The organism is Alitabrizicola rongguiensis, from assembly GCF_021491355.1.
Taxonomy (GTDB): domain Bacteria; phylum Pseudomonadota; class Alphaproteobacteria; order Rhodobacterales; family Rhodobacteraceae; genus Aliitabrizicola; species Aliitabrizicola rongguiensis.
In genome coordinates this window covers 917,756-939,190 of record NZ_JAKENF010000002.1, presented here as the reverse complement: position 1 = coordinate 939,190, position 21,435 = coordinate 917,756, and the positions used below count along the sequence as shown (strand labels likewise).

Here is a 21,435-nt window from a genome sequence, read left to right as displayed (position 1 = left end):
GGGTCATGCCCAGGAACCCGCGCTATGATCCGCTTTTCGAGCCGGTCCGGATCGGGCCGAAGGTGGCGAAGAACCGCTTCTTCCAGGTGCCCCATGCCAGCGGCATGACCAACGCTGCCCCGCATGCAAGGGCTGCTTTCCGAGGGATGAAGGCCGAAGGTGGCTGGGCGGCGGTTTGTACGGGGATCTGCTCTGTCCATCCCTCGTCGGACGACAACCCTTTTCCCTATGCCACACTCTGGGACGACTGTGACATACCCGCCCATCAGCTGATGACGGATGCCGTCCACGCCCATGGCGCGCTGGCCGGCGTCGAGCTTTGGCATGGCGGCGCTGCCACCGCCAACCGCAGCACGCGCTGGCCCGCTCTTTCCCCGTCCGGGGTGCCATGGATGGCGACGCATACCGGCTTCATGACTTCGGCGCGGCCACGCGTCATGGATGCCGAGGACATCCGCAACGTCATCCGTTGGCATGCCGATGCCGCCGTTCGGGCCGAGCGCGCCGGGTTCGACCTTCTCTACATCTATGCCGGGATGGGCTATCTGCCCTATCAGTTCATGCTTGCGGACTACAACCGTCGCACCGACGCCTACGGAGGTTCGGTCAGGAACCGGGTGCGCTTCACCGAGGAACTGATCGATGCCGTGCGCGAGGCGACGGGCGGGCGCTGCGCGGTCGCCCTTCGGATGTCGATGCAGGAACTGCGCGCCCGACCGTCCGACGTCGCGGAGAGCGAGGGGCACGAGGTCATTGGCTATCTGAAGGACGCCCCGGACCTGTTCGACCTGAAGATGGATTATTCGCCGACCGATTGTGCCGTCTCGCGCTACACGCCCGAGGGCAGCCACGAGCCGGTGGTGGATTTCGTCAAGACGATCACCGACAAGCCGGTGGTGGGCGTGGGGCGCTTCACCTCGCCGGACACGATGGTGTCGATGATCCGCCGCGGGGTGCTGGACTTCATCGGCGGCGCGCGGCCTTCGATCGCCGATCCGTTCCTGCCGAACAAGATCGACGAGGGACGCGAGGCCGACATCCGCGAATGCATCGGCTGCAACATCTGCATCTCGAGCTGGCATGACGGTGTCTGGGTGCGCTGTACGCAAAATCCGACGGCTGGTGAGGAATGGCGACGCGGCTGGCATCCCGAGGTCGTCCGGCGTGACAGCGAGGGACAGGTGCTGGTCGTTGGGGGAGGGCCGGCAGGGCTCGAGGCCGCGCTCACCCTTGGCCGCCGTGGCTACAGCGTGGCGCTGGCAGAGGCCGAGCGCGATTTCGGGGGGCGGCTCCGCTTCGAATCCGCGCTGCCGGGTCTGAAGGCCTGGAACCGGGTCACCGAGTATCGTCTGGGGCAACTGCGCCAGATGGCGAATGTCTCGCTCTATCCGGAAAGCCCGCTCTCTGCCCGCGACGTGCTGGATTTTGGTGCCAGCCACGTGGTGATTGCCACAGGCGGCCGCTGGCTGCCGGCGCTTTACAGGGACAGCGAACTGCCGGGAGACCTTCTGGACGCGCCGCGTGTCTACACGCCGACCGATCTTGCCCGGGGAGCCGAGGTCGAGGGGCCGGTCGCCGTCTTCGACTATGACAACTACTACATGGGCTCTGCCGTTGCCGAGGCGATGGCGGCAAAGGGGCATGCTGTGACCTACATCACCCCGGCTGGCGCTGCAGCCGCTTGGGGCATCATGACCAACGAACAATCGCTGGTTCATGCCTCGTTCCTGAAGCGCGGCATTGGCTACCGGACGCTCGAGCGTGTGACCGGTTTCGACGGAGAAACGCTGGCGCTTGCCCAGATATTCACCGGCGAGGCACGTCAGATCCCGGCTCGGTCGCTCATCATCGTTGGTCAGCGCATCGGTGGTTCGGACCTTCATGCGGACCTTCAGGCGTCTGATCTTGCCGCGGCGGGGATTGCAACGCTGCACCTGACGGGGGACGCAAATGCCCCAGGCGCCATCGCGCATGCCGTCTATCAGGGCCATCGCACGGCACGGGAACTGGGCGTACCGGCGGCCGAGGTCCATGTCGGACGCGACATCCCCTGGCTTGGAAGCAACCTGAGGGCAGCGGAATGACCGGCGAAACCCGTCGCCGTCCGCGGGCCGCCCGCCAGACGGGTGCATTGCACCAGGCCAAGTTCGGACAAGTGCCAAGGTTGTACCCGCCAGTCGAGGTGCTGTCCGCGGATCACCTGGAAGCCATCCATCTTGCAGCGCTGAAGATTCTTTCGACAGTCGGGATGCGGGTATTGGAACCGGCTGCGCGCGACCGCTACCGCCGTGCCGGAGCCGACGTAAAGGGCGAAACCGTGCGCTTCGATCCCGCGATGGTGATCGAACGGCTTGCGACGGTCCCTTCGCAATTCACGCTGGCCGCCCGCAACCCCGCGCGGTCGCTGCGGCTGGGCGGAGCAGAGCATGTCTTCGCCTCTGTCGGCGGTCCCGCCTATGTGATGGACAACGATCGCGGCCGCCGCGACGGCACATTCGCCGAGATGTGCGACTTTCTGAAGTTGGTCCAGCAGATCAACGTCATCCACCAGGAGGGCGGCGGACCGTTCGAACCGCTCGACCTGCCGGCGAATACCCGGCATCTGGACATCTACCTCGCCCAGATCACGTTGCTGGACAAGAATTGGCAGACCCAGACCCTTGGCCGTCTAAGAACCATGGACGGGCTCGAGATGGGGGCTATGGCGCTCGGCCTTACGCTCGATGGCTTGGCGGAAACGCCCGCGCTTCTCGGCATCATCAATACCAACTCGCCTTTGCAGCTTGACGTGCCGATGGCAGAAGGGCTGATGACCTTGGCCGAACATGGCCAGGTCAATGTCATCACCCCCTTCACGCTTGCAGGCGCGATGAGCCCGGTCACGCTGGCGGGCGCGCTGGTCCAGCAACATGCCGAGGCGATGGCGGGCATCACCCTGACACAGATCGTGCGGCCCGGCGTGCCGGTGATGTACGGCGGGTTCACCTCGAATGTCGACATGCGGTCAGGAGCCCCCGCCTTCGGAACGCCCGAATACACCAAGGCTGCGCAGGCGAGCGGACAATTGGCGCGGCGGATCGGGGTTCCGTTCCGGTCGTCGAACGTCTGTGCCGCAAACGAGGTCGATGCCCAGGCGGCCTATGAATCGCAGATGGCCCTTTGGGGCGCGCTCATGGGGGGGGCGCATCTGGTTGAGCATGCTGCCGGATGGCTGCATGGCGGTCTGACGGCCAGCTTCGAAAAGCTGATTCTCGATGCCGACATGCTGCAGATGATGGAAGCCTACTTTCAGCCGATCGCCGTGACCCCTGAAACACTTGCGGTCGAAACCATCGCCGAAGTGGGTCCGGGCGGCCATTTCTTCGGCACCTCCCATACAATGGAACGGTACGAAACCGCGTTCTACGCACCGATCCTGTCGAACTGGGACAACCATCCGCAATGGCTGGAAAAGGGTGGGATGCAAGCGCGTGAGCGGGCTAACCTGGTCTGGAAACAGATGCTTGCCGAGTATGAGCAACCACCGCTCGACCCCGCCATTGGCGAAGCACTGGACGCCTTTGTTGCCCGGCGCAAGGCCGAAGGCGGTGCTCCGCTGAATTGAGGGCACCTGCCGACTGCCAGTTGAATTCTCTGATCTGGCCAAATAGGAGACTGTGACTTCGCGGAAGGAGCGGCGCGCATGGAAATCTTTACGGTCGAGGGCCTTTCTGCCCTGCTTCAGGTAATAGCCATCGACCTCGTCCTTGCCGGAGACAATGCCATCGTTATCGGCCTTGCCGCGGCCGGCCTTCCCAAAGAGCAGCGCAACAAGGCGATCCTGATCGGCATTCTGGCCGCAACCGTCCTGCGCATCCTTTTTGCGGTCGTCACGGTGCAGCTTCTGGCGATCACGGGTCTGCTTCTTGCTGGTGGCATCTTGCTCCTTTGGGTGTGCTGGAAGATGTGGCGCGAACTTCGCGCGGATCACGAGGCCGAAGCTCAGCGCGCGGAAGAAGCGCTGAGCGGGGAAGACCTGAACGCCGACGGAACCATCGCCGGCGGCGCTCCACGCAAGACCCTTGGCCAGGCGGCGTTGCAGATCGTCGTGGCCGATGTGTCGATGTCGCTCGACAACGTGCTGGCCGTTGCTGGGGCCGCACGTGAACATCCGAGCGTGCTGGTGATCGGCCTTGTCCTGTCGATTGCGCTGATGGGCCTTGCCGCATCCTTCATCGCGCGGCTGCTCAGCCGGTACCGCTGGATCGCCTATGTCGGCCTGCTCATCATCCTCTACGTGGCGCTCGACATGATCTGGCGTGGCTGGCACGAGGTTACTCCGGTAGTCGCGGCCTCGCTTTTCGGCTGACGCAGGCGAAGATGGACCTGAAGCCGGCGCGCCGATATGGTCGCGCCATGAAACGCTCGGAACTTGTCATTTTCGATTGCGATGGCGTGCTGATCGACAGCGAAGTGATCAGCGCACGGATGCTTATCGACACGCTGAAAGACTATGGCGTCGAGATGGACATGAAGTTCGTGACCCAGCATTTCCTCGGACGCTCCTATCCGGTCGTGCTGCAGGAAGTGCGCGAGCGTTGGGGGGTCGTTCTTCCAGACCGGTTCGAGGCAGAATACCGAGCCCGTCTGCTGGCAACATTCGAGCGCGAACTTCGCGTGATGCCGGGTGTGGTCGATGCGATCCTGGAACTCGACCGGCCCTATTGCCTGGCAACATCCTCGAGTCCCGAGCGGATGCGGCGCTCGCTCGAGATGACGGGGCTTGCTTCGCTGTTCGGGGACCGGTGTTTCACGGCCAGCGAGGTCTCGCGAGGAAAGCCGGCGCCGGACCTTTTCCTCTATGCGGCAGCACGGATGGCTGTCGAGCCCGGATCCTGTCTGGTGATCGAGGACAGCCTGAACGGGGTGAGGGCGGGTCTTGCGGCCGGCATGGAGGTGTGGCGGTTCACTGGCGGCACCCACCTTGCCGGGCTTGACCTCGACGTGCCAGAGGATGCCGTGCCCCATGCGGAGTTCGACAGTTTTCCGCAACTCTATGCCATGCGACCGGACCTGCGACGCCCGCGCCTGGCTGCGGCAGGAATTGCATGATGGCCCAGATCGGCGAACCAGAGACCTCTCAGAGCGATGACGCCGCCCGGGCGGGTTGGCTCTACTATGTGGGCGGCCTGACTCAGGATCAGATTGCGCGTGAGCTTGGAGTTTCGCGCCAGCGCGCGCAGCGTCTCGTCTCGCGCGCCATGGCCGAAGGACTCATCCACGTCCGGCTTGAGCATCGGATCGCAGCTTGCCTTGACCTGGAGGCGCGACTGACCCGGCGCTTTGACCTGACCCGTTGCCGGATAGCGCCTTCGCCTGGGCCGAGCGGCGATCCTATCGCCTCGATCGCACCGACTGCGGCTGCAGAACTCGAACGGTTCCTGCGAATGCCGGGGCCGCTGGTGATCGCGCTTGGCACAGGCCGTGCGCTGAGGGCCATGGTCGATGCCATGGAGGGGCTGGAGGCCGAACAGCACCGTCTGGTTTCGATGATCGGGAACATCGCGCCTGACGGATCCGCCTCGTTCTTCGACGTCATCATGCGCATTGCCGACAAGGTGAGGGCGCCCCACTATCCGATGCCGGTCCCCGTCGTTTCGGAAACGGCGGAAGAGCGCGCGGCCTTCCACGCGCTTGCCCCGGTCCGTCGGGTTGTTGATCTTGCGCGCGCCGCCGACGTGATCTTCGTCGGTGTCGGACAGATGGGACCGACCGCGCCGCTGGTTGCAGACGGCTTCGTCTCGCTGGCCGAGATGGCGGAGATGGAGTCGCGCGGCGCCGTGGGCGAGATCGCGGGCTGGATCTTCGATTCGCAGGGCCAATACCTGGATGTCGGCACAAACGAGCGGGTCGGCGGCGTGCGTGTTCCGCCCGAAAGGTCGAATCCAGTCATCGGCGTTGCTGCGGGACCTGCGAAAGTTGCTCCAATCACGGCCGCCCTTCGGTCGCGCATCCTGAATGGCCTCATCACAGATGAGGCTACCGCGCGGGCGGTTCTCGACGGGCTCTGAGCGAAAACAGTGCAAAATTTGAATTCCGCCGAAAGATCGGCGTTGACAGATTGCGCTAACGTGTGAGTAATTGCCCGCAAGGCGATGATTTGCTCAGTCGCCGATGAGGGAGGAGAATCCGATGACTTTGACAACCCGTGCCCTTCTGGGCGCGTCGGCCTTGGCTTGCCTTTCGTCCTGGGCGATGGCCGAAACCATCACTGTGGCCACCGTGAACAACGGCGACATGGTGCGCATGCAGGGCCTGATGGACGACTTCAAGGCCAAGCATCCCGACATCGACGTCCAGTGGGTGACGCTGGAAGAAAACGTCCTGCGCCAGAACGTGACCACCGACATCGCCACCGGCGGCGGACAGTATGATGTTCTGACCATCGGCACCTATGAGGTTCCGATCTGGGGCAAGCAGGGCTGGCTCGTATCGCTGAATGACCTGCCGGAGTCCTATGACGTGAACGACCTCCTGCCGGCCATCCGGGGCGGCCTGACGGTCGACGGCAACCTCTATGCCGCGCCCTTCTACGGCGAAAGCTCGATGGTCATGTACCGCAAGGACCTGATGGAGGCCGCGGGCCTGACCATGCCCGAGGCGCCGACCTGGGCCGACATCGAGAAGGCCGCAGCGGCCATGACCGACAAGTCGAAGGAACAGTATGGTATCTGCCTGCGTGGCAAGGCCGGCTGGGGCGAGAACATGGCCTTCCTGACAGCCATGTCTAACTCATACGGCGCGCGCTGGTTCGACGAGAACTGGAACCCGCAGTTCGATCAGCCCGAATGGAAGGCCACGCTCGAGTCCTACCTGAACCTGATGAACAACTACGGCCCGCCAGGCGCGTCCAACAACGGCTTCAACGAAAACCTGACGCTGTTCCAACAGGGCAAGTGCGGCATGTGGATCGACGCCACGGTCGCCGCGTCCTTCGTGACCGGCAAGGATTCGACGGTGGCTGACAAGGTCGGCTTCGCTCTGGCGCCCGACAACGGCCTTGGCAAGCGCGGCAACTGGCTCTGGGCATGGTCGCTGGCGATCCCGACGTCCAGCCAGAAGCAGGAAGCGGCAAAGGCCTTCATCGACTGGGCGACCAACAAGGACTACCTCGCCCTCGTCGCGTCGAAGGAAGGCTGGGCGAACGTGCCTCCGGGTACCCGGACCTCGCTCTATGAGAACCCGGAATACGCCAAGGTTCCGTTCGCGAAGATGACGCTCGACTCGATCAACTCGGCTGATCCGACCAAACCCACGGTCAAGCCGGTTCCCTATGTCGGTGTCCAGTTCGTGGCGATCCCGGAGTTCCAGGGGCTCGGCACGACTGTCGGCGAACTGTTCTCGGCGGCACTTGCCGGACAGAAATCGGCCGATGACGCGCTGGCGGAAGCCCAGGCTGCGGTCGCCGATGAGATGAAGGCAGCCGGTTACATCAAGTGATCCGCGTTCGGGGCTGGCCTTAGGTCTAGCCCCGCCTCCCGCGAAGGGCGGAACGTTCCGCCTGTTTCGCCCTTCGCCTCCGGTCGCCGCGCGCGGCCCCACTCAGATAGCAACGGTACGTCCACGGCCGCTTCTGGCCGTCTGGCGCGCCACTTCCCGGTCCCAGCCCCCGGAGACTGCCATGTCGACGCAATCCACCCGTCTTGCCGCGCGCCTGATGGTGGCGCCCTCGGTCATCCTGCTTTTCATCTGGATGATCGTCCCGCTGGCAATGACGCTCTACTTCTCGTTCCGGCTGTATCGGCTCCTATCGCCCGAACGGACGGGCTGGGTCGGGTTCAACAACTACATCTGGTTCCTGAACTCGCCGGACTTCTGGCTGGCGATCTGGAACACTCTGGCCCTGGTCGGCGGCGTTCTTGTCATCACCGTCGTGCTGGGGACGCTTGTCGCACTGCTGATCGACCAGCCGGTAAAGGGGCAGGGCGTCCTCCGCATTCTGGTGATCGCGCCCTTCTTCGTGATGCCGCCGGTTGCCGCCTCGATCTGGGAAAACCTGTTCATGCATCCCCAGAATGGGCTGTTCGCCGCCATTTCTCGCGGATTCGGCGCGCAACCGATCCTCTTTCTCGAGCAGCACCCGATGCCGTCGGTCATTGCCATCGTCGCCTGGGAATGGCTACCCTTCGCCACGCTGATCCTGCTGACTGCCCTGCAATCGCTGTCCTCGGAACAGATCGAGGCGGCCGAGATGGATGGCGCAAGCGCCTTCAGCCGCTTCCGCTACATCATCCTGCCGCACCTGACCCGGGCAATCACGGCGGTAATCCTGATCCAGACGATCTTCCTGCTCGGGATCTTCGGCGAGATCTACACGACCACTCAAGGCGGGCCCGGCTCGGCCTCGACCACGCTGCCCTACATGATCTTCAAGCAGGCAATCGTGGCCAAGGATATCGGTCGCGCGGCTGCGGGCGGGATCATCGCGGTCATCCTCGCAAACATCGTCGCGGTCTTCCTGATGCGCGGCCTTGGCAAGAACCTTGACGCCTGAGCGGAGGAAAACACATGGCCCGCGCCCTTTCGCCCCGACGCCGCCTGCTGACCACAATCGCCGCCTGGTTCGTCGCCCTGCTGATATTCTTTCCGGTCCTCTGGATGCTGATCACCAGCTTCAAGACCGAGGCTTCCGCCGTCGCCTCGCCGCCTGAACTGTTCTCCGCCGACTGGACATTCGAGAATTACACCGAAGTCTGGGCACGATCCGACTATCCTCGGTTCTTCTGGAACTCGGTCGTCATCTCGATCGGCTCGACCCTGCTTGGTCTGGCCATAGCGATCCCTGCGGCCTGGTCGATGGCCTTTGTGCCGACCAAGCGCACCAAGGACCTGCTGATGTGGATGCTGTCCACCAAGATGATGCCGGCCGTCGCTGTCATGATCCCGCTCTACCTCGTGTTTCAGCGGGTCGGGTTGTTTGACACCAAGATCGGTCTCGTTCTGGCGCTGATGCTGATGAACCTGCCGATCATCGTCTGGATGCTTTACACCTACTTCCGCGAAATCCCGGGCGAAATCCTGGAAGCCGCGCGGATGGACGGCGCGAGTTTGTGGAACGAGATCGTCTACGTCCTGACGCCGATGGCCGTTCCCGGCATCGCGTCGACGTTGCTCCTCAACGTGATCCTCGCCTGGAACGAGGCGTTCTGGACCATCACGCTGACCACCACCAAGGCGGCGCCGCTTTCGGCCTTCATTGCCAGCTTCTCGGCGCCGCAGGGCCTGTTCTACGCGAAACTCAGCGCGGCCAGCACCATGGCCATCGCGCCGATCCTGATCCTCGGCTGGTTCAGCCAGAAGCAACTCGTCCGCGGCCTGACCTTCGGCGCCGTGAAGTAAGGGGAAAGACATGGGCAAGATCACCCTTAGGAATGTCGCCAAGCGCTTCGGTGAAGTTGCGGTCATTCCCGACATCAACCTCGACATCGAGGATGGCGAGTTTGTCGTCTTCGTCGGCCCGTCGGGTTGTGGCAAGTCTACGCTTCTGCGCCTGATTGCGGGGCTCGAGGATGTCTCGGACGGCACGATCGAGATCGATGGCGTCAACGCGACCGATTTGCCGCCAGCGAAGCGCGGACTGGCGATGGTGTTCCAGAGCTACGCACTCTATCCGCACATGACGGTGCGCAAGAACATCGCCTTTCCGCTGAAGATGGCGGGTCTGGACCCTGCCGAGATCGAGCGGAAGGTCGATGGCGCGGCGAAGGTGCTGAACCTTTCCAACTACCTCGAACGGCGACCGGGCCAGCTTTCGGGCGGCCAGCGCCAGCGGGTTGCCATCGGTCGCGCCATCGTGCGGGAACCGAAGGCCTTCCTGTTCGACGAGCCGTTGTCGAACCTCGACGCCGCACTGCGGGTCAACATGCGCATCGAGATCAGTGAACTGCACCAGACGCTGAAGACCACGATGATCTACGTGACCCATGACCAGGTCGAGGCCATGACCATGGCCGACAAGATCGTGGTTCTGAACGCCGGCCGGATCGAGCAGGTGGGCAGCCCGCTGGAGCTGTATCGCCGGCCGGCCAACCTGTTTGTCGCGGGTTTCATCGGCAGTCCGAAAATGAACTTCATCGAGGGATCCGAAGCGAAGCTGCACAACGCTGCGACCATCGGCATCCGCCCTGAACATATCGACCTGTCCACCAGCGCCGGGACATGGAAGGGCACAGTCGGCATGTCCGAGCATCTTGGGTCGGACACCTTCATGCGCGTGACGGTCGAGGGCCTGGGGATGCTGACAGTGCGCGCCAGCGGGGAAGTCAGTGTCCAGCAGGGGGACACTGTCTGGCTCACCCCGCAGGATGGCAAACTTCATCACTTTGATGCGAATGGAAAGTCGCTGGCATGAAACTGGAAGGCAAATGTGCGCTGATAACCGGCGCCGCACGGGGCATCGGCCTTGAATTTGCGCGCGCCTATCTGCGCGAAGGGGCGCGGGTCGCGATCGCAGACATCAACTTTGCCGCTGCTGACCTGGCAGCGAGCCAACTGGGCGAAGGCGCCATTCCGATCCGCATGGATGTAAGCGAGCAGGCAAGCATCGACGCCGCAGTTGCAGAGGCCATCGAGCGGATGGGCCGGATTGATATACTGGTCAACAATGCCGCCTTGTTCGACCTTGCCCCGATCGTCGAGATCACGCGCGCAAGCTACGACCGACTGTTCTCCATCAACGTCGCTGGCACTCTCTTTACGATGCAGGCGGTTGCCCGGCACATGATCGCGCGCGGCGGCGGTGGCAAGATCATCAACATGGCCAGTCAGGCCGGGCGTCGGGGCGAGGCCCTGGTGGCGGTCTACTGCGCTACAAAGGCTGCCGTCATCAGCCTGACCCAAAGCGCAGGCCTGGATCTCATCAAGCACGGCATCAACGTCAATGCCATCGCGCCCGGCGTAGTCGACGGCGACCACTGGGACGGGGTCGATGCGCTATTTGCCAAGTATGAGGGTCTTCCCAAGGGCGAGAAGAAACGCCGGGTTGGCCTCGAGGTGCCGTTCGGCCGCATGGGCACCGCGCAGGACCTGACCGGCATGGCGATCTTCCTCGCCTCCGCAGACTCTGACTACGTCGTTTCGCAGACCTACAACGTTGATGGCGGGAACTGGATGAGCTGAACGGCACAGCCGCCACGGCCAAGTGCCGCCATCCGCAATCTCACGACCGCCCAATCCCGAGGCCAAGCCATGCCGCGTTCCATTTCCCTTCCCGCCTATGACCGCAGCCGCCTGAGCCGCGGCATCGTCCATATCGGCCTTGGCAACTTCCACCGTGCGCACCAGGCCGTCTATCTGGACGACCTTTTCGCCAAGGGGCACGATCACGACTGGGCCATTGTCGGCGCCGGGGTTCGGGACGGCGACGCGCGCATGCGCGAACAGCTTCGAGCGCAGGACTACCTTTCGACAGTCATCGAGCTCGATCCGGCGGGGCATAAGGCGCGCCGCATCGGTGCAATGATCGACTTTGCCGAAGTTGCGCCCGACAATGCCCCGCTGATCGCCGCCATGTCCGATCCCGCCGTCCGTATCGTTTCGCTGACTGTGACCGAGGGGGGATACTTCGTCGATCCGGCGACCGGTCGCTTCGACCCCGCGGCCGCCGACATCTTGGCGGACTCCCGTCAGCCCGGTCGGCCGGTAACCGCGTTCGGCGCGATCCTGGCTGCGCTCAAGGCGAGATGGTTGGCCGGTGTGCAACCCTTTACCGTCATGTCCTGCGACAACCTGCCGGGCAATGGTCATGTCACCCGCGATGCGGTCACGGGCCTCGCGGAGCTTTCCGATACCGCGTTTGCTGAATGGGTGCGGGGCAATGTGGCTTTCCCCAATGGCATGGTCGACCGCATCACCCCGGCGACAGGCCCACGCGAGCGCGCACTGGCAGCCGAGTTCGGCCTAGACGACCCCGTCCCGGTGACTTGCGAACCTTTCCGCCAATGGGTGCTCGAAGATCATTTCACCGCCGGTCGCCCGGCGCTTGAAGAGGTTGGCGTGACCTTCACCGATCACGTCCATGCCTATGAGGCGATGAAGATCCGCATCCTGAACGGCGGGCACGCCATCATCGCCTATCCCGGCGGCCTTTTGGACATCGAACTGGTGCACGAGGCGATGGCGGATCCGCAGATCGCGGCTTTCCTTTCGAAGGTCGAACGCGATGATATCGTCCCGTTTGTGGCGCCCGTGCCAAACACTGACCTTGGCAGTTATCTCCGGTTGATCGAAAGCCGCTTCGCCAATCCCGAAATCGCCGACACGGTCCGCCGGCTTTGCCTGGATGGTTCGAACCGGCAGCCGAAGTTCATCCTTCCGTCCCTGCGTGACAATCTGGCGTCAGGTCGGGTGCCCGAGGGTCTCATCCTCGAATGTGCGCTCTGGTGCCGCTATTGCGCGGGCACGACCGACAGCGGCGCTGTCACTGCGCCAAACGATCCCAACTGGGACCGGCTGACGATTGTTGCGCAATCGGCGAAAGACGACCCGTCTCGCTGGCTGGCAATGGATGATATCTATGGCGAGATCGGGCGCGATCCCCGGGTTCGGTCGAGCTTCACCAAATGGCTGAACGCTCTCTGGTCGCGAGGTACACGGTCCGTGCTGGAGGACTACCTGCGCAGGTGACCGCCCGGTGACGCGGAAGTGCATAATGCAGCGCCTCTGATTCGTTTTTCTGCCCGTTTTCGCGTCTATTGCCCGGCAATGCCCCCTCTCTTGGGCAGGAACCTGCCCAATTTTAAGGCAGAGCGGTCCGGCAGCTTTTCCGGATGGAAGCAGAATGTTACTGCTCCTCTAGGCTGCACTTGCAGAATGTTGCTATCGCACGCTGCAATTGTGATGTGGCGATGTTCGTGGCACGCATTTGCAAGGAGATTGCATTGGATGCATGGCAGCAATGCGCCAAACACAAGGGTCTTTTGCTGGATAGCTTGACCCGGAAATGTCATTTACCCGCCCGAAGCTGCTGAAAACAACAGAGACCATGCCTCCTGCTTTCCAATTTTCGCCGCACGTCCGTCGTCGTGACGTTCTGGCTGCCGTCTCGATGACGGCAGTGGCGCTGGCAGGCATGGGCTGGCCCCTCCGGGCAGGGGCGCAAGAGGCCTCGGCGAATGCCGCGGCGCAGAAATTCAGCTTTGACCAGTTGACGGAGGAGATGCGGGCGCTCGCATCTCAGGCCTATGCCGCGCCCGAGCGCAAGGAAACGGCATTCGACGAGCTGAGCTACGACGACTACCGCTTGATCAGCTTTCGTCCCGAGCGGGCGCGGTGGCAGGAAGACGGCAGCTTCTTCCGCCTGCATGCGCTGCCGATGGGTTGGCTGTTCAAGGACCCGGTCCAGCTTTACGAGGTCACCGGCGATCAGGCGACACCCATTGTCGTCGCAACCGATGATTTCCAATTCCTGAACGATCTTGCCACCCGCCTGCCGCCGAACCCGCAGTTGCCGGGAGTGGCCGGGTTTCGCCTGCACACGCCGCTGAACCGGCCCGACGTATGGGACGAGGTCGTGGCATTTCTCGGTGCCAGCTATTTCCGCGCGCTTGGCCGCGGCAATGCCTACGGTATCTCCGCGCGTGGACTGGCGATCAATTCCGGCCTCGACACCGCTGAGGAGTTCCCGCGCTTCTCACGTTTCTACATCGAAAAGCCCGTCGACTCGCGGCAGACGATCACGATCTACGCTGCGCTTGAAAGCCCGAGCGTGACCGGTGCCTATCGTTTTGTCGTTGCCCCTGGCGCCGAAACGGTGATGGACGTCACGGCGCGGCTGTTCTTCCGGCAGGACGTGCAGCAGTTGGGCGTGGCACCGCTGACCTCGATGTTCCTGTTCTCGGAAAAGAACCGGCATCAGTTCGACGACTTCCGCCCGAACGTCCATGACAGCGACGGATTGCGGATCGTCGGGTCAGACGGCGACACGATCTGGCGGCCGCTCAATAATCCGCCGCGTCTGTCGGGGTCCTATTTCCAGGAAACCAATCCGCGCGCCTTCGGCCTTTTCCAGCGCGACCGCAACTTCGAAAACTATCAGGATCCAGGAACTGCTTATCACCGGCGCCCGTCTCTTAACGTCGAGCCGGTGGGCGACTGGGGGTCGGGTTTCGTGCGATTGTTCGAAATTCCGACAGAATCCGAGGCTAACGATAACATCGTTGCGTTTTGGGTGCCGGATGGCCATATCAAGGCCGGGGATTCGCGGGAGTATGCCTACCGGCTGCGGTGGGGTGACCTGCCGCATGATAGCAACGAGACTCTGGCCTACGTATACGAAACTCGGGCCGGCAAGGGTGGGGTCGCGGGAAGCGACGCCAGCGACGGCACGAGAAAGTTCGTGGTCGATTTCAAGGGTGGCTTGCTTGGCAATCTGCCGGGCGATGCTGCTGTAGAGCCTGTGGTCACGATCACGGGAGGCGAGATTGTGCAGCAGACTTTGCAGCATATCTCGGGTCGCGAAGATATCTGGAGGCTCGTGGTCGATGTGTCGGCCCAGCCTGGAGCAACGGTGGAACTCTCGGCGCATGTCGCGGGTTTCGGGCGGAAACTGACTGAACTCTGGCTTTATCAATGGGTGGTGGCGTGATGCAATCGTCCGAGGGCATGATGGATCGTGAATTCGTGGAACTGGCGGGCCGCATCGGCGCTCTGCCCCAAGCTCCTCTGGCCATGCCCAAGCAGATGCTGGAGGCTCCCTCGCGAAAGCTGGGGCTTGCGATGACGCGACTTATGCTAGGATCGGGTCGCGCCGAAACGACAAGCGGCGCGCAACGGGGTGAGCGCTGATAGATGCAACCAGACGGGCGAAGTGACGGTGCCCACAACGGGGCAGCCGTTCTAACCGCGCGCCTGTCGGTCTTTGCGCTTAGCCTTGCCGCCGCTGCGACCGGCTTCATGCTGTTCCTGCAGTTCGGACAGGCCGACGGTCTTGATGGTTGGGATATCGTCCGGTCCGTACTTATCGGTCTTTCCACCTTCTGGCTGGCCTGGGGGGCCGCACAGGGCCTGCTGGGCCTGACGACCCGACCGGAAGCGCCGGATGTCCCGCATAAGCCGATCAACGGACGTACGGCGATCCTCGTTCCTGTCTACAACGAGGATCCGGTCATCACCTTTGCGCGTGTGGCCGCAATGGACCAGTCGATTGCCGCGACGGGAACCGATGCGACCGTTCATTTCGCCATCCTCTCCGACACCCGCAACGAAGAAATTGCAGCGCGCGAGGCGCTCTGGTTCCTGCGGCTTGTGCGCGATCGCGATGGCCAAGGGCGGATCTTCTATCGGCGCCGCGAGAAGAATACCGGGCGCAAGGCTGGCAATATCGAGGATTTCTTCACGTGGTCGGGCGGAGCTTACGACTATGCGGTGATCCTTGATGCCGATAGCCTGATGGAAGGCGAGACCATCCTCGAGATGATCCGGAGGATGGAGGCGGCACCCGATCTCGGGCTGTTGCAGACGCTGCCGCGGGTCATTCGCGCCAGGTCGCGGTTCGGCCGGGCCATGCAGTTCTCGGCGAGTTTCTTTTCTCCGATCTTCGCCCGTGGCCTTGCGATGATGCAGGGCCGCACGGGCCCCTTCTGGGGGCACAATGCCATTGTCCGTGTGCGTGCTTTCGCCGCGAGCTGCGGTCTGCCCGAATTGAAGGGCAAGCCCCCCTTCGGCGGCCACATCCTGAGCCATGACTATGTTGAAGCGGCACTGCTCGCCCGGGCGGGATGGACCGTGCGGCTTGACGACGATCTGGACGGCTCTTTCGAGGAAGGGCCCGAGAACATCGTCGATCACGCAAAGCGCGACCGCCGCTGGTGCCAGGGCAACCTCCAGCACAGCCGCCTGATTGCCGCGCCCGGCCTGAAATTCTGGAGCCGGTGGGTCTTTGTGCAGGGTGTGCTGGCCTACATCGCGCCACTCTTCTGGCTAGCCTTCATCCTGGCAAGCGTCCTCGCCCAGGAATTCGCGCCTCCGCCGAACTACTTCCCCGAGGCAGGTTGGCCTTTCCCTGTCTTCCCCGTTTCGGAATCTGCCAAGGCCATCGGCCTGGCCGTCGGCATCTTCGGCCTTCTCCTGCTGCCGAAGCTTCTGATCGCGCTCGATGCCATGGCCACGGGACGCGCACGCAGTTTTGGCGGAGGCCTGCGGGCCTTGGTCTCGACCATAGTTGAACTGCTTCTGTCCTCGATCATTGCGCCGGTGTTGCTGATGTATCAGACGCGGTCTGTGTTTCAGGTCATCTTCGGACGTGATGGCGGATGGCCGACCAACAATCGTGGCGATGGCAGGCTGACGGTGGGCGAGGCATGGGCTGCATCCCGCTGGATATCCCTGAACGGTCTGGTTGGACTTTCGGTAGTCTATTTCCTTGCGCCCGGTCTTGTCCTATGGCTGCTGCCGGTAACCCTGCCGATGATCCTGGCACCTCTGGTGATTTCTTGGTCGTCGCAGGACAGCCGGTCCGGGCTCATGACCGTGCCGTCCGAGATTGCGCCTTCGCCAGTCATCGGACTGCACGACACCTGTGTGCGGGCCTGGCTCGGGGAGGACGAGACAATGACCGAGACTGCAACACGCCCGGACGGAGCCACGCCGACCGTTCATGCCTGATCAGCCGCTGCCTCGGGCCGCGCGGTCAGAGCGGGACCCACGCCTCGACGTGTTTCGCGGCCTTGCGCTGGTGATGATCTTCATCAACCACGTGCCCGGAACCATTTACGAGAACTTCACCAGCCGAAACTTCGGGTTTTCCGACGCGGCCGAAGGCTTTGTCCTGATGTCCGGTGTATCGGCCGGCCTGGCCTACGGCATGTCTTTCCGCGCGCCGCCTTATTGGCCGGGCCTCTCACGCGTTTGGGGGCGTGTCTGGACCCTCTATCTTGTCCATCTGATGATCTCGGTCTGGGCGCTGGCGATTGCCGCGACAGCAGCCTTGCACTTCGGAGCGGTCAACCGGCTCTTCCTCAATGAGATCAACTTCCTGTTCGAGTCGCCTCTGGCCTTTCTGATCGGCTTGCCGCTGATGACTCTGCAGTTGGGATACATCAATATCCTGCCGCTCTATGCGGTCCTGATGTTCTGCGCGCCCCTCATGCTCTGGGTCGCATTGCGGAAACCTTGGGCGCTCTTGGCCTTCTCGATCCTGTTGTGGGTCGTCGCCGGTTTCAGTGGTTGGAACTTTCCCTCGTATCCCAAGCCCGGCGGTTGGTTCTTCAATCCGCTGACCTGGCAGATCGTCTTCATCTTTGGCATCGTCACGGGCGTCGAACTGAAGCAGGGACGGCGCCTTGTGCCGATCCGCCGCGACCTGCAGTGGATTTCCGGGATATACCTTCTGATCAGTGCTCTCCTGGCGCAGATTCACCTGTTGGGCGATGCCTTCAACACCTGGCTTTGGCAGGCGTTGCAGGATGGCTGGCCGAGATTCATCACCACCATCGACAAGATGCACGAAACCTGGCCCCGGCTACTTCATATCCTGGCTCTCGGCTATCTGCTTTCTACACTCGGCTGGGTCCGCACGGCAGCAGCATCGCGTTTCGCCGCTCCGCTTGCCCTTCTGGGCCGCCATTCGCTGCCGGTTTTTGCCTGTGGCAGCCTTCTTGCGCTGACAGGACAGTCAATCAAGGAGGTGGTAAACGGCGGCTTCGCGCTGGATTCGGCGATCATTTTTGCCGGATTGCTGATCCAGCTTGCGCTCGCCTGGGCACGCGAAAGGCACCGCCAGTCCACCAGAAAAGCGGCGCATCGGAATCAGATTCCGACGGTGACGGCCAGATGAAGGTTACGAATTAGGCGTTACCGACCTTGTTGGCCTGCATTTTGTGCAGTTAGCCTGACCTGATCCGGCTGCTTATGCCGCAGCTCCAGAATTCTTTCCCCCACGGCTCGGAATTCGCTCAATTGGCCGGGCGGCCCGGTCTCACCGGTTCGTGACAAGGGTGTGCGGCGGCGATCGTACTTGGCGGTCCGTCACCGCCGCACGGGGTGCAACAACATGCTGCGGGGCCAAGATAGGCGTTGGGCGTCGGGTTTTCCAGCCGCCTTCAAGCCGATGCGCGCCATGCCGCAGCCCAAGAAGGGTTTCCCTGAAGATGAGCTACATGACGAGACTGATCACCGGAGCGACGGTGGCGGCGTCACTGATGTCGAGCGTCGCAATGGCGGAGGAGGATACGATCAAGATCGGCGTCCTGCACTCGCTCTCTGGCACGATGGCCATCTCCGAGACCACGCTGAAGGACACCGTCCTGATGCTGGTCGAAGAGCAGAACAAGAAGGGCGGGCTTCTGGGCAAGAAGCTCGAGGCAGTCGTGGTCGACCCGGCCTCCGACTGGCCACTCTTCGCCGAGAAGGCGCGCGAACTCATCACCGTGGATGATGTCGATGTGATCTTCGGCTGCTGGACTTCGGTTTCGCGAAAGTCGGTCCTGCCGGTCATCGAGGAACTGAACGGCCTGCTGTTCTATCCCGTGCAGTATGAGGGCGAGGAATCGTCGAAGAACGTCTTCTACACTGGCGCCGCGCCGAACCAGCAGGCGATCCCTGCGGTGGATTACTTCCTGAACGAGCTTGGCGTGCAGAAATTCGCGCTGCTCGGCACTGACTACGTCTATCCGCGCACGACGAACAACATCCTCACCGCCTACCTGAAGTCCAAGGGCATCCCGGAGAGCGATATCTTCGTGAACTACACGCCCTTCGGGCAGTCGGACTGGGCCAAGATCGTGTCCGATGTGAAGGCGCTCGGCGCCGACGGTAAGAAGGTCGGCGTGATCTCGACCATCAATGGCGACGCGAACATCGGCTTCTACAAGGAACTCGCAGCGTCCGGCATTACCGCTGAGCAGATCCCGGTCGTCGCCTTCTCCGTGGGCGAAGAAGAATTGTCCGGCCTTGGCGCAGGCGATCTGAAGAACCTCGTCGGCCAACTCGCCGCCTGGAACTACTTCCAAAGCGCCGACACTCCGGAAAACAAGGCGTTCATCGAACAGTGGCACGCCTTCACCGGCAATCCGAAGCGCACGACCAACGACCCGATGGAAGCTACCTATATCGGCTTCAACATGTGGGTGAACGCGGTCGAGAAGGCCGGCACCACCGACGTGGACAAGGTCTCGGAAGCGATGATCGGGCAGGAATTCCCGAACCTGACCGGCACTACCGCCAAGATGCTGCCGAACCATCACCTGACCAAGCCGGTCCTGATCGGCGAGATCAAGGAAGATGGCCAGTTCGACATCATCAGCCAGACCGAACCGGTGCCTGGCGATGCCTGGACCGACTTCCTGCCGGAATCGGCGGTGCTCGAGTCCGACTGGGTCTCGCTAAACTGCGGCATGTACAACACGCAGACCAAGACCTGCGTGCAGCTCAAGTCGAACTACTGATCGCAGCCTGGGCGGGGGTCTGACCCCCGCCCGCATTCCCCATCCAAGGCGGACATGATGCGTTCCCTCCTTGCGGCACTCGCGGCCGTTCTGACGCTGGCCACCATGGCCCTCGCGCAGGACGCTCCTGGCCCCCTGCAGACCATTCTCCAGACCTATCGTGAGCCAATCCAGAAGAGCTCCCGCACGACGGTCGGCCCGGCCATTGCCGCGCTGGCTGGTAGCGGCCTTCCTGGGGCGGAAACCGTGCTGCAGGCCTGGTCGGATCGGTCCCTCTGGGTCCGCAAGACCGACGGCTTCTTCGCCATCGCCGAGACCTCCGGCAACGATCTTGCGCTGACCGACGTCGACAGCGGCCAGCCCATCGGCACCGCACCCAAGGCCGATTTCGATCAGCTGCGGCCCAATTCCGGCATCAAGTCGGTCATCGCTTCGGCCATGGTGCAGTTCCAGTTGAGCTCACCCGACCGGGCGACGCGGGAAAAGGCGCTGGCCTCGATTGCGCGCGATCCTTCGACCGATCAACTGGCGCCGTTGCGTGCCTCCATCGCGGGCGAGGCCGATCCGGTTCTCAAGGCGCAGAAGGAGCGTCTCGAGCGGCTGCTGACGCTGCGCTTCGATCCCGACGAGGCCGCTCGGGTTTCCGCCATCAAGAGCTTTTCGGGTGATATCGGCGTCGATCTGCGCGCCGCCCTGAACCCAATCGTCGCCACCACCCGGGCCGCCGGTCCGGCCGTGCCGCAAGGGGCGAACGTCGCGCAGATGCTCACCCCCGGCTCTTCCGCCTTGTCGGAAGACGAGGCGAAGGCGCTTCTCGTCAGCGCGGGCATCCTTCCGCCGGTCATAACCCCCGCCGAACGCGCCAAGGCTCTGGTTGCCAACATCGTTGATGGCCAGGTCGGAGGCGTTGCCGTTGCCGATCTTGACTCCGAGGCCAACCGCAGTGCCGCATACGAGGCGCTCGAAGTGGCTGGGGCCGTCCCGCCCGCTGCATCCGATGCCGATGTCGCTGCGGCCATGTCTTCGGCGGTCTTTTACGAGACATATGCCGAGCCGTCGCCTGCGGTGACGGATGCCGCACTTGTCACCCTGCGTTCGGTGGAACTGAGGCTGGCACTGAACCAGTTCATCGACCTCGCACTCGACGCGCTGTCGCTCGCCTCGATCTATTTCCTGGCCGCTATCGGCCTTGCCATCACCTTCGGGGTCATGCGGGTCATCAACATGGCCCATGGCGAGTTCATCATGATGGGCGCCTATACGGGCTATGTCGTCCAGCAATACATCGCGGACTATACGATATCGATCCTCGTGGCACTTCCGGCAGCCTTCGTCGTAGGCGCCCTTGCGGGCATCGCGATGGAGCGGTTGGTGATCCGTCGCCTCTATCACCGGCCGCTGGAAACCTTGCTCGCCACCTTCGGCGTGTCAATCGCGCTGCAGCAGCTCGCCAAGAACATCTTCGGCACCCAGGCGCGGCCGCTGACCTCGCCCGACTGGCTGGGGGGCGCGCTGACGTTCAACGACATCGTCTCGATCAGCTACATCCGCATCGCGATCTTCGTGCTCGCACTGATCTTCCTGGGCGTCTTCCTGTTCATCATGAAGCGCACGCGCCTTGGCCTCGAGGTACGAGCCGTCACCCAGAACCCGAAGATGGCCGCCAGCATGGGCATCAACCCCGAACGCATCAACATGATGACCTTTGCGCTCGGCTCCGGCATTGCCGGGATTGCCGGCGTCGCGATCGGACTTTTCGCCAAGGTCACGTCCGAGCTTGGCCAGGACTATATCGTGCAAAGCTTCATGACGGTGGTTGTCGGCGGTGTGGGCAATATCTGGGGCACGCTGCTTGGAGCGATGCTGATCGGCTTCCTGCAAAAGGGGATCGAATGGCTGAACCCGTCGAACACGCTGGCGGCCCAGACCTACATGATCATCTTCATCATCATCTTCATCCAGTTCCGGCCGCGGGGCATCATCGCCCTCAAGGGCCGCGCGGCGGGAGATTGAC

At 62.9% G+C, this 21,435-nt stretch carries 17 protein-coding genes; all 17 read left to right on the top strand.

Going from position 1 to position 21,435, the window contains the following annotated elements:
- The first annotated feature begins 5 nt into the window (after positions 1 to 5).
- The 17 genes from L0V05_RS10505 (at position 6) to urtB (ending at position 21,434) form a co-directional block, all read left to right on the top strand.
- Entirely contained in the window at positions 6 to 2,084 is a 2,079-nt protein-coding gene (locus tag L0V05_RS10505) for an oxidoreductase (protein ID WP_234870193.1), read from the top strand.
- A complete protein-coding gene (locus L0V05_RS10500; RefSeq protein ID WP_234870191.1) occupies positions 2,081 to 3,604 on the top strand; it encodes a trimethylamine methyltransferase family protein in 1,524 nt (507 codons plus the stop codon). The genes L0V05_RS10505 and L0V05_RS10500 overlap by 4 nt, the downstream gene beginning before the upstream one ends.
- Before the next feature lie 78 nt (positions 3,605 to 3,682).
- Positions 3,683 to 4,348, top strand: coding sequence for a TerC family protein (locus L0V05_RS10495; RefSeq protein WP_234870189.1), 666 nt, complete (start codon positions 3,683 to 3,685; stop codon positions 4,346 to 4,348).
- A 47-nt stretch (positions 4,349 to 4,395) separates the two neighbouring features.
- Positions 4,396 to 5,091: an HAD family hydrolase gene (locus L0V05_RS10490; RefSeq protein WP_234870187.1), complete on the top strand. Its 696-nt coding sequence runs from the start codon at positions 4,396 to 4,398 to the stop codon at positions 5,089 to 5,091.
- A complete protein-coding gene (locus L0V05_RS10485) occupies positions 5,091 to 6,050 on the top strand; it encodes a sugar-binding transcriptional regulator (protein ID WP_234870185.1) in 960 nt (319 codons plus the stop codon). Before L0V05_RS10490 ends, L0V05_RS10485 begins: the two co-directional genes overlap by 1 nt.
- 121 nt (positions 6,051 to 6,171) lie before the next feature.
- Positions 6,172 to 7,479 carry an ABC transporter substrate-binding protein gene (locus L0V05_RS10480; RefSeq protein WP_234870183.1) on the top strand — a complete coding sequence of 436 codons (1,308 nt, stop codon included), beginning with the start codon at positions 6,172 to 6,174 and terminating at the stop codon, positions 7,477 to 7,479.
- A gap of 181 nt (positions 7,480 to 7,660) precedes the next feature.
- Positions 7,661 to 8,533, top strand: a complete 873-nt coding sequence (locus L0V05_RS10475) for a carbohydrate ABC transporter permease (RefSeq protein WP_234870182.1) — start codon at positions 7,661 to 7,663, stop codon at positions 8,531 to 8,533.
- A 14-nt stretch (positions 8,534 to 8,547) separates the two neighbouring features.
- A complete protein-coding gene (locus tag L0V05_RS10470) occupies positions 8,548 to 9,378 on the top strand; it encodes a carbohydrate ABC transporter permease (RefSeq protein WP_234870180.1) in 831 nt (276 codons plus the stop codon).
- Between the two features lie 10 nt (positions 9,379 to 9,388).
- Entirely contained in the window at positions 9,389 to 10,390 is a 1,002-nt protein-coding gene (locus L0V05_RS10465; protein ID WP_234870178.1) for an ABC transporter ATP-binding protein, read from the top strand.
- The gene (locus tag L0V05_RS10460) at positions 10,387 to 11,157 is read left to right on the top strand and encodes an L-iditol 2-dehydrogenase (protein WP_234870176.1); all 771 of its coding nucleotides are present in this window, start codon (positions 10,387 to 10,389) and stop codon (positions 11,155 to 11,157) included. Before L0V05_RS10465 ends, L0V05_RS10460 begins: the two co-directional genes overlap by 4 nt.
- A 69-nt stretch (positions 11,158 to 11,226) precedes the next feature.
- Positions 11,227 to 12,663, top strand: a complete 1,437-nt coding sequence (locus tag L0V05_RS10455; protein WP_234870174.1) for a mannitol dehydrogenase family protein — start codon at positions 11,227 to 11,229, stop codon at positions 12,661 to 12,663.
- A gap of 358 nt (positions 12,664 to 13,021) precedes the next feature.
- Complete coding sequence (locus tag L0V05_RS10450; protein ID WP_234870172.1) at positions 13,022 to 14,623, top strand: OpgD/OpgG family glucan biosynthesis protein; 1,602 nt, start codon at positions 13,022 to 13,024, stop codon at positions 14,621 to 14,623.
- Entirely contained in the window at positions 14,623 to 14,823 is a 201-nt protein-coding gene (locus L0V05_RS10445) for a hypothetical protein (RefSeq protein WP_234870170.1), read from the top strand. Before L0V05_RS10450 ends, L0V05_RS10445 begins: the two co-directional genes overlap by 1 nt.
- A 3-nt stretch (positions 14,824 to 14,826) precedes the next feature.
- Entirely contained in the window at positions 14,827 to 16,641 is a 1,815-nt protein-coding gene (gene mdoH, locus L0V05_RS10440) for a glucans biosynthesis glucosyltransferase MdoH (protein ID WP_234870168.1), read from the top strand.
- Complete coding sequence (locus L0V05_RS10435) at positions 16,634 to 17,812, top strand: OpgC family protein (RefSeq protein WP_234870166.1); 1,179 nt, start codon at positions 16,634 to 16,636, stop codon at positions 17,810 to 17,812. Before mdoH ends, L0V05_RS10435 begins: the two co-directional genes overlap by 8 nt.
- Before the next feature lie 322 nt (positions 17,813 to 18,134).
- Positions 18,135 to 19,421, top strand: coding sequence for an urea ABC transporter substrate-binding protein (gene urtA, locus L0V05_RS10430; protein ID WP_234870164.1), 1,287 nt, complete (start codon positions 18,135 to 18,137; stop codon positions 19,419 to 19,421).
- Positions 19,422 to 19,478: 57 nt separating this feature from the next.
- Positions 19,479 to 21,434 carry an urea ABC transporter permease subunit UrtB gene (gene urtB, locus L0V05_RS10425; RefSeq protein WP_234870162.1) on the top strand — a complete coding sequence of 652 codons (1,956 nt, stop codon included), beginning with the start codon at positions 19,479 to 19,481 and terminating at the stop codon, positions 21,432 to 21,434.
- Position 21,435: the final 1 nt, after the last annotated feature.

Excerpts from the sequence above, each read along its gene's own strand:
- L0V05_RS10465 (WP_234870178.1), top strand. The coding sequence starts at position 9,389 with ATGGGCAAGATCACCCTTAGGAATGTCGCCAAGCGCTTCGGTGAAGTT.
- urtB (WP_234870162.1), top strand. The coding sequence starts at position 19,479 with ATGCGTTCCCTCCTTGCGGCACTCGCGGCCGTTCTGACGCTGGCCACC.
- urtA (WP_234870164.1), top strand. The coding sequence starts at position 18,135 with ATGACGAGACTGATCACCGGAGCGACGGTGGCGGCGTCACTGATGTCG.
- L0V05_RS10495 (WP_234870189.1), top strand. The coding sequence starts at position 3,683 with ATGGAAATCTTTACGGTCGAGGGCCTTTCTGCCCTGCTTCAGGTAATA.
- L0V05_RS10500 (WP_234870191.1), top strand. The coding sequence starts at position 2,081 with ATGACCGGCGAAACCCGTCGCCGTCCGCGGGCCGCCCGCCAGACGGGT.
- L0V05_RS10460 (WP_234870176.1), top strand. The coding sequence starts at position 10,387 with ATGAAACTGGAAGGCAAATGTGCGCTGATAACCGGCGCCGCACGGGGC.
- L0V05_RS10450 (WP_234870172.1), top strand. The coding sequence starts at position 13,022 with ATGCCTCCTGCTTTCCAATTTTCGCCGCACGTCCGTCGTCGTGACGTT.
- L0V05_RS10470 (WP_234870180.1), top strand. The coding sequence starts at position 8,548 with ATGGCCCGCGCCCTTTCGCCCCGACGCCGCCTGCTGACCACAATCGCC.
- mdoH (WP_234870168.1), top strand. The coding sequence starts at position 14,827 with ATGCAACCAGACGGGCGAAGTGACGGTGCCCACAACGGGGCAGCCGTT.
- L0V05_RS10505 (WP_234870193.1), top strand. The coding sequence starts at position 6 with ATGCCCAGGAACCCGCGCTATGATCCGCTTTTCGAGCCGGTCCGGATC.
- L0V05_RS10485 (WP_234870185.1), top strand. The coding sequence starts at position 5,091 with ATGGCCCAGATCGGCGAACCAGAGACCTCTCAGAGCGATGACGCCGCC.
- L0V05_RS10480 (WP_234870183.1), top strand. The coding sequence starts at position 6,172 with ATGACTTTGACAACCCGTGCCCTTCTGGGCGCGTCGGCCTTGGCTTGC.
- L0V05_RS10490 (WP_234870187.1), top strand. The coding sequence starts at position 4,396 with ATGAAACGCTCGGAACTTGTCATTTTCGATTGCGATGGCGTGCTGATC.
- L0V05_RS10455 (WP_234870174.1), top strand. The coding sequence starts at position 11,227 with ATGCCGCGTTCCATTTCCCTTCCCGCCTATGACCGCAGCCGCCTGAGC.
- L0V05_RS10475 (WP_234870182.1), top strand. The coding sequence starts at position 7,661 with ATGTCGACGCAATCCACCCGTCTTGCCGCGCGCCTGATGGTGGCGCCC.
- L0V05_RS10445 (WP_234870170.1), top strand. The coding sequence starts at position 14,623 with ATGCAATCGTCCGAGGGCATGATGGATCGTGAATTCGTGGAACTGGCG.
- L0V05_RS10435 (WP_234870166.1), top strand. The coding sequence starts at position 16,634 with ATGCCTGATCAGCCGCTGCCTCGGGCCGCGCGGTCAGAGCGGGACCCA.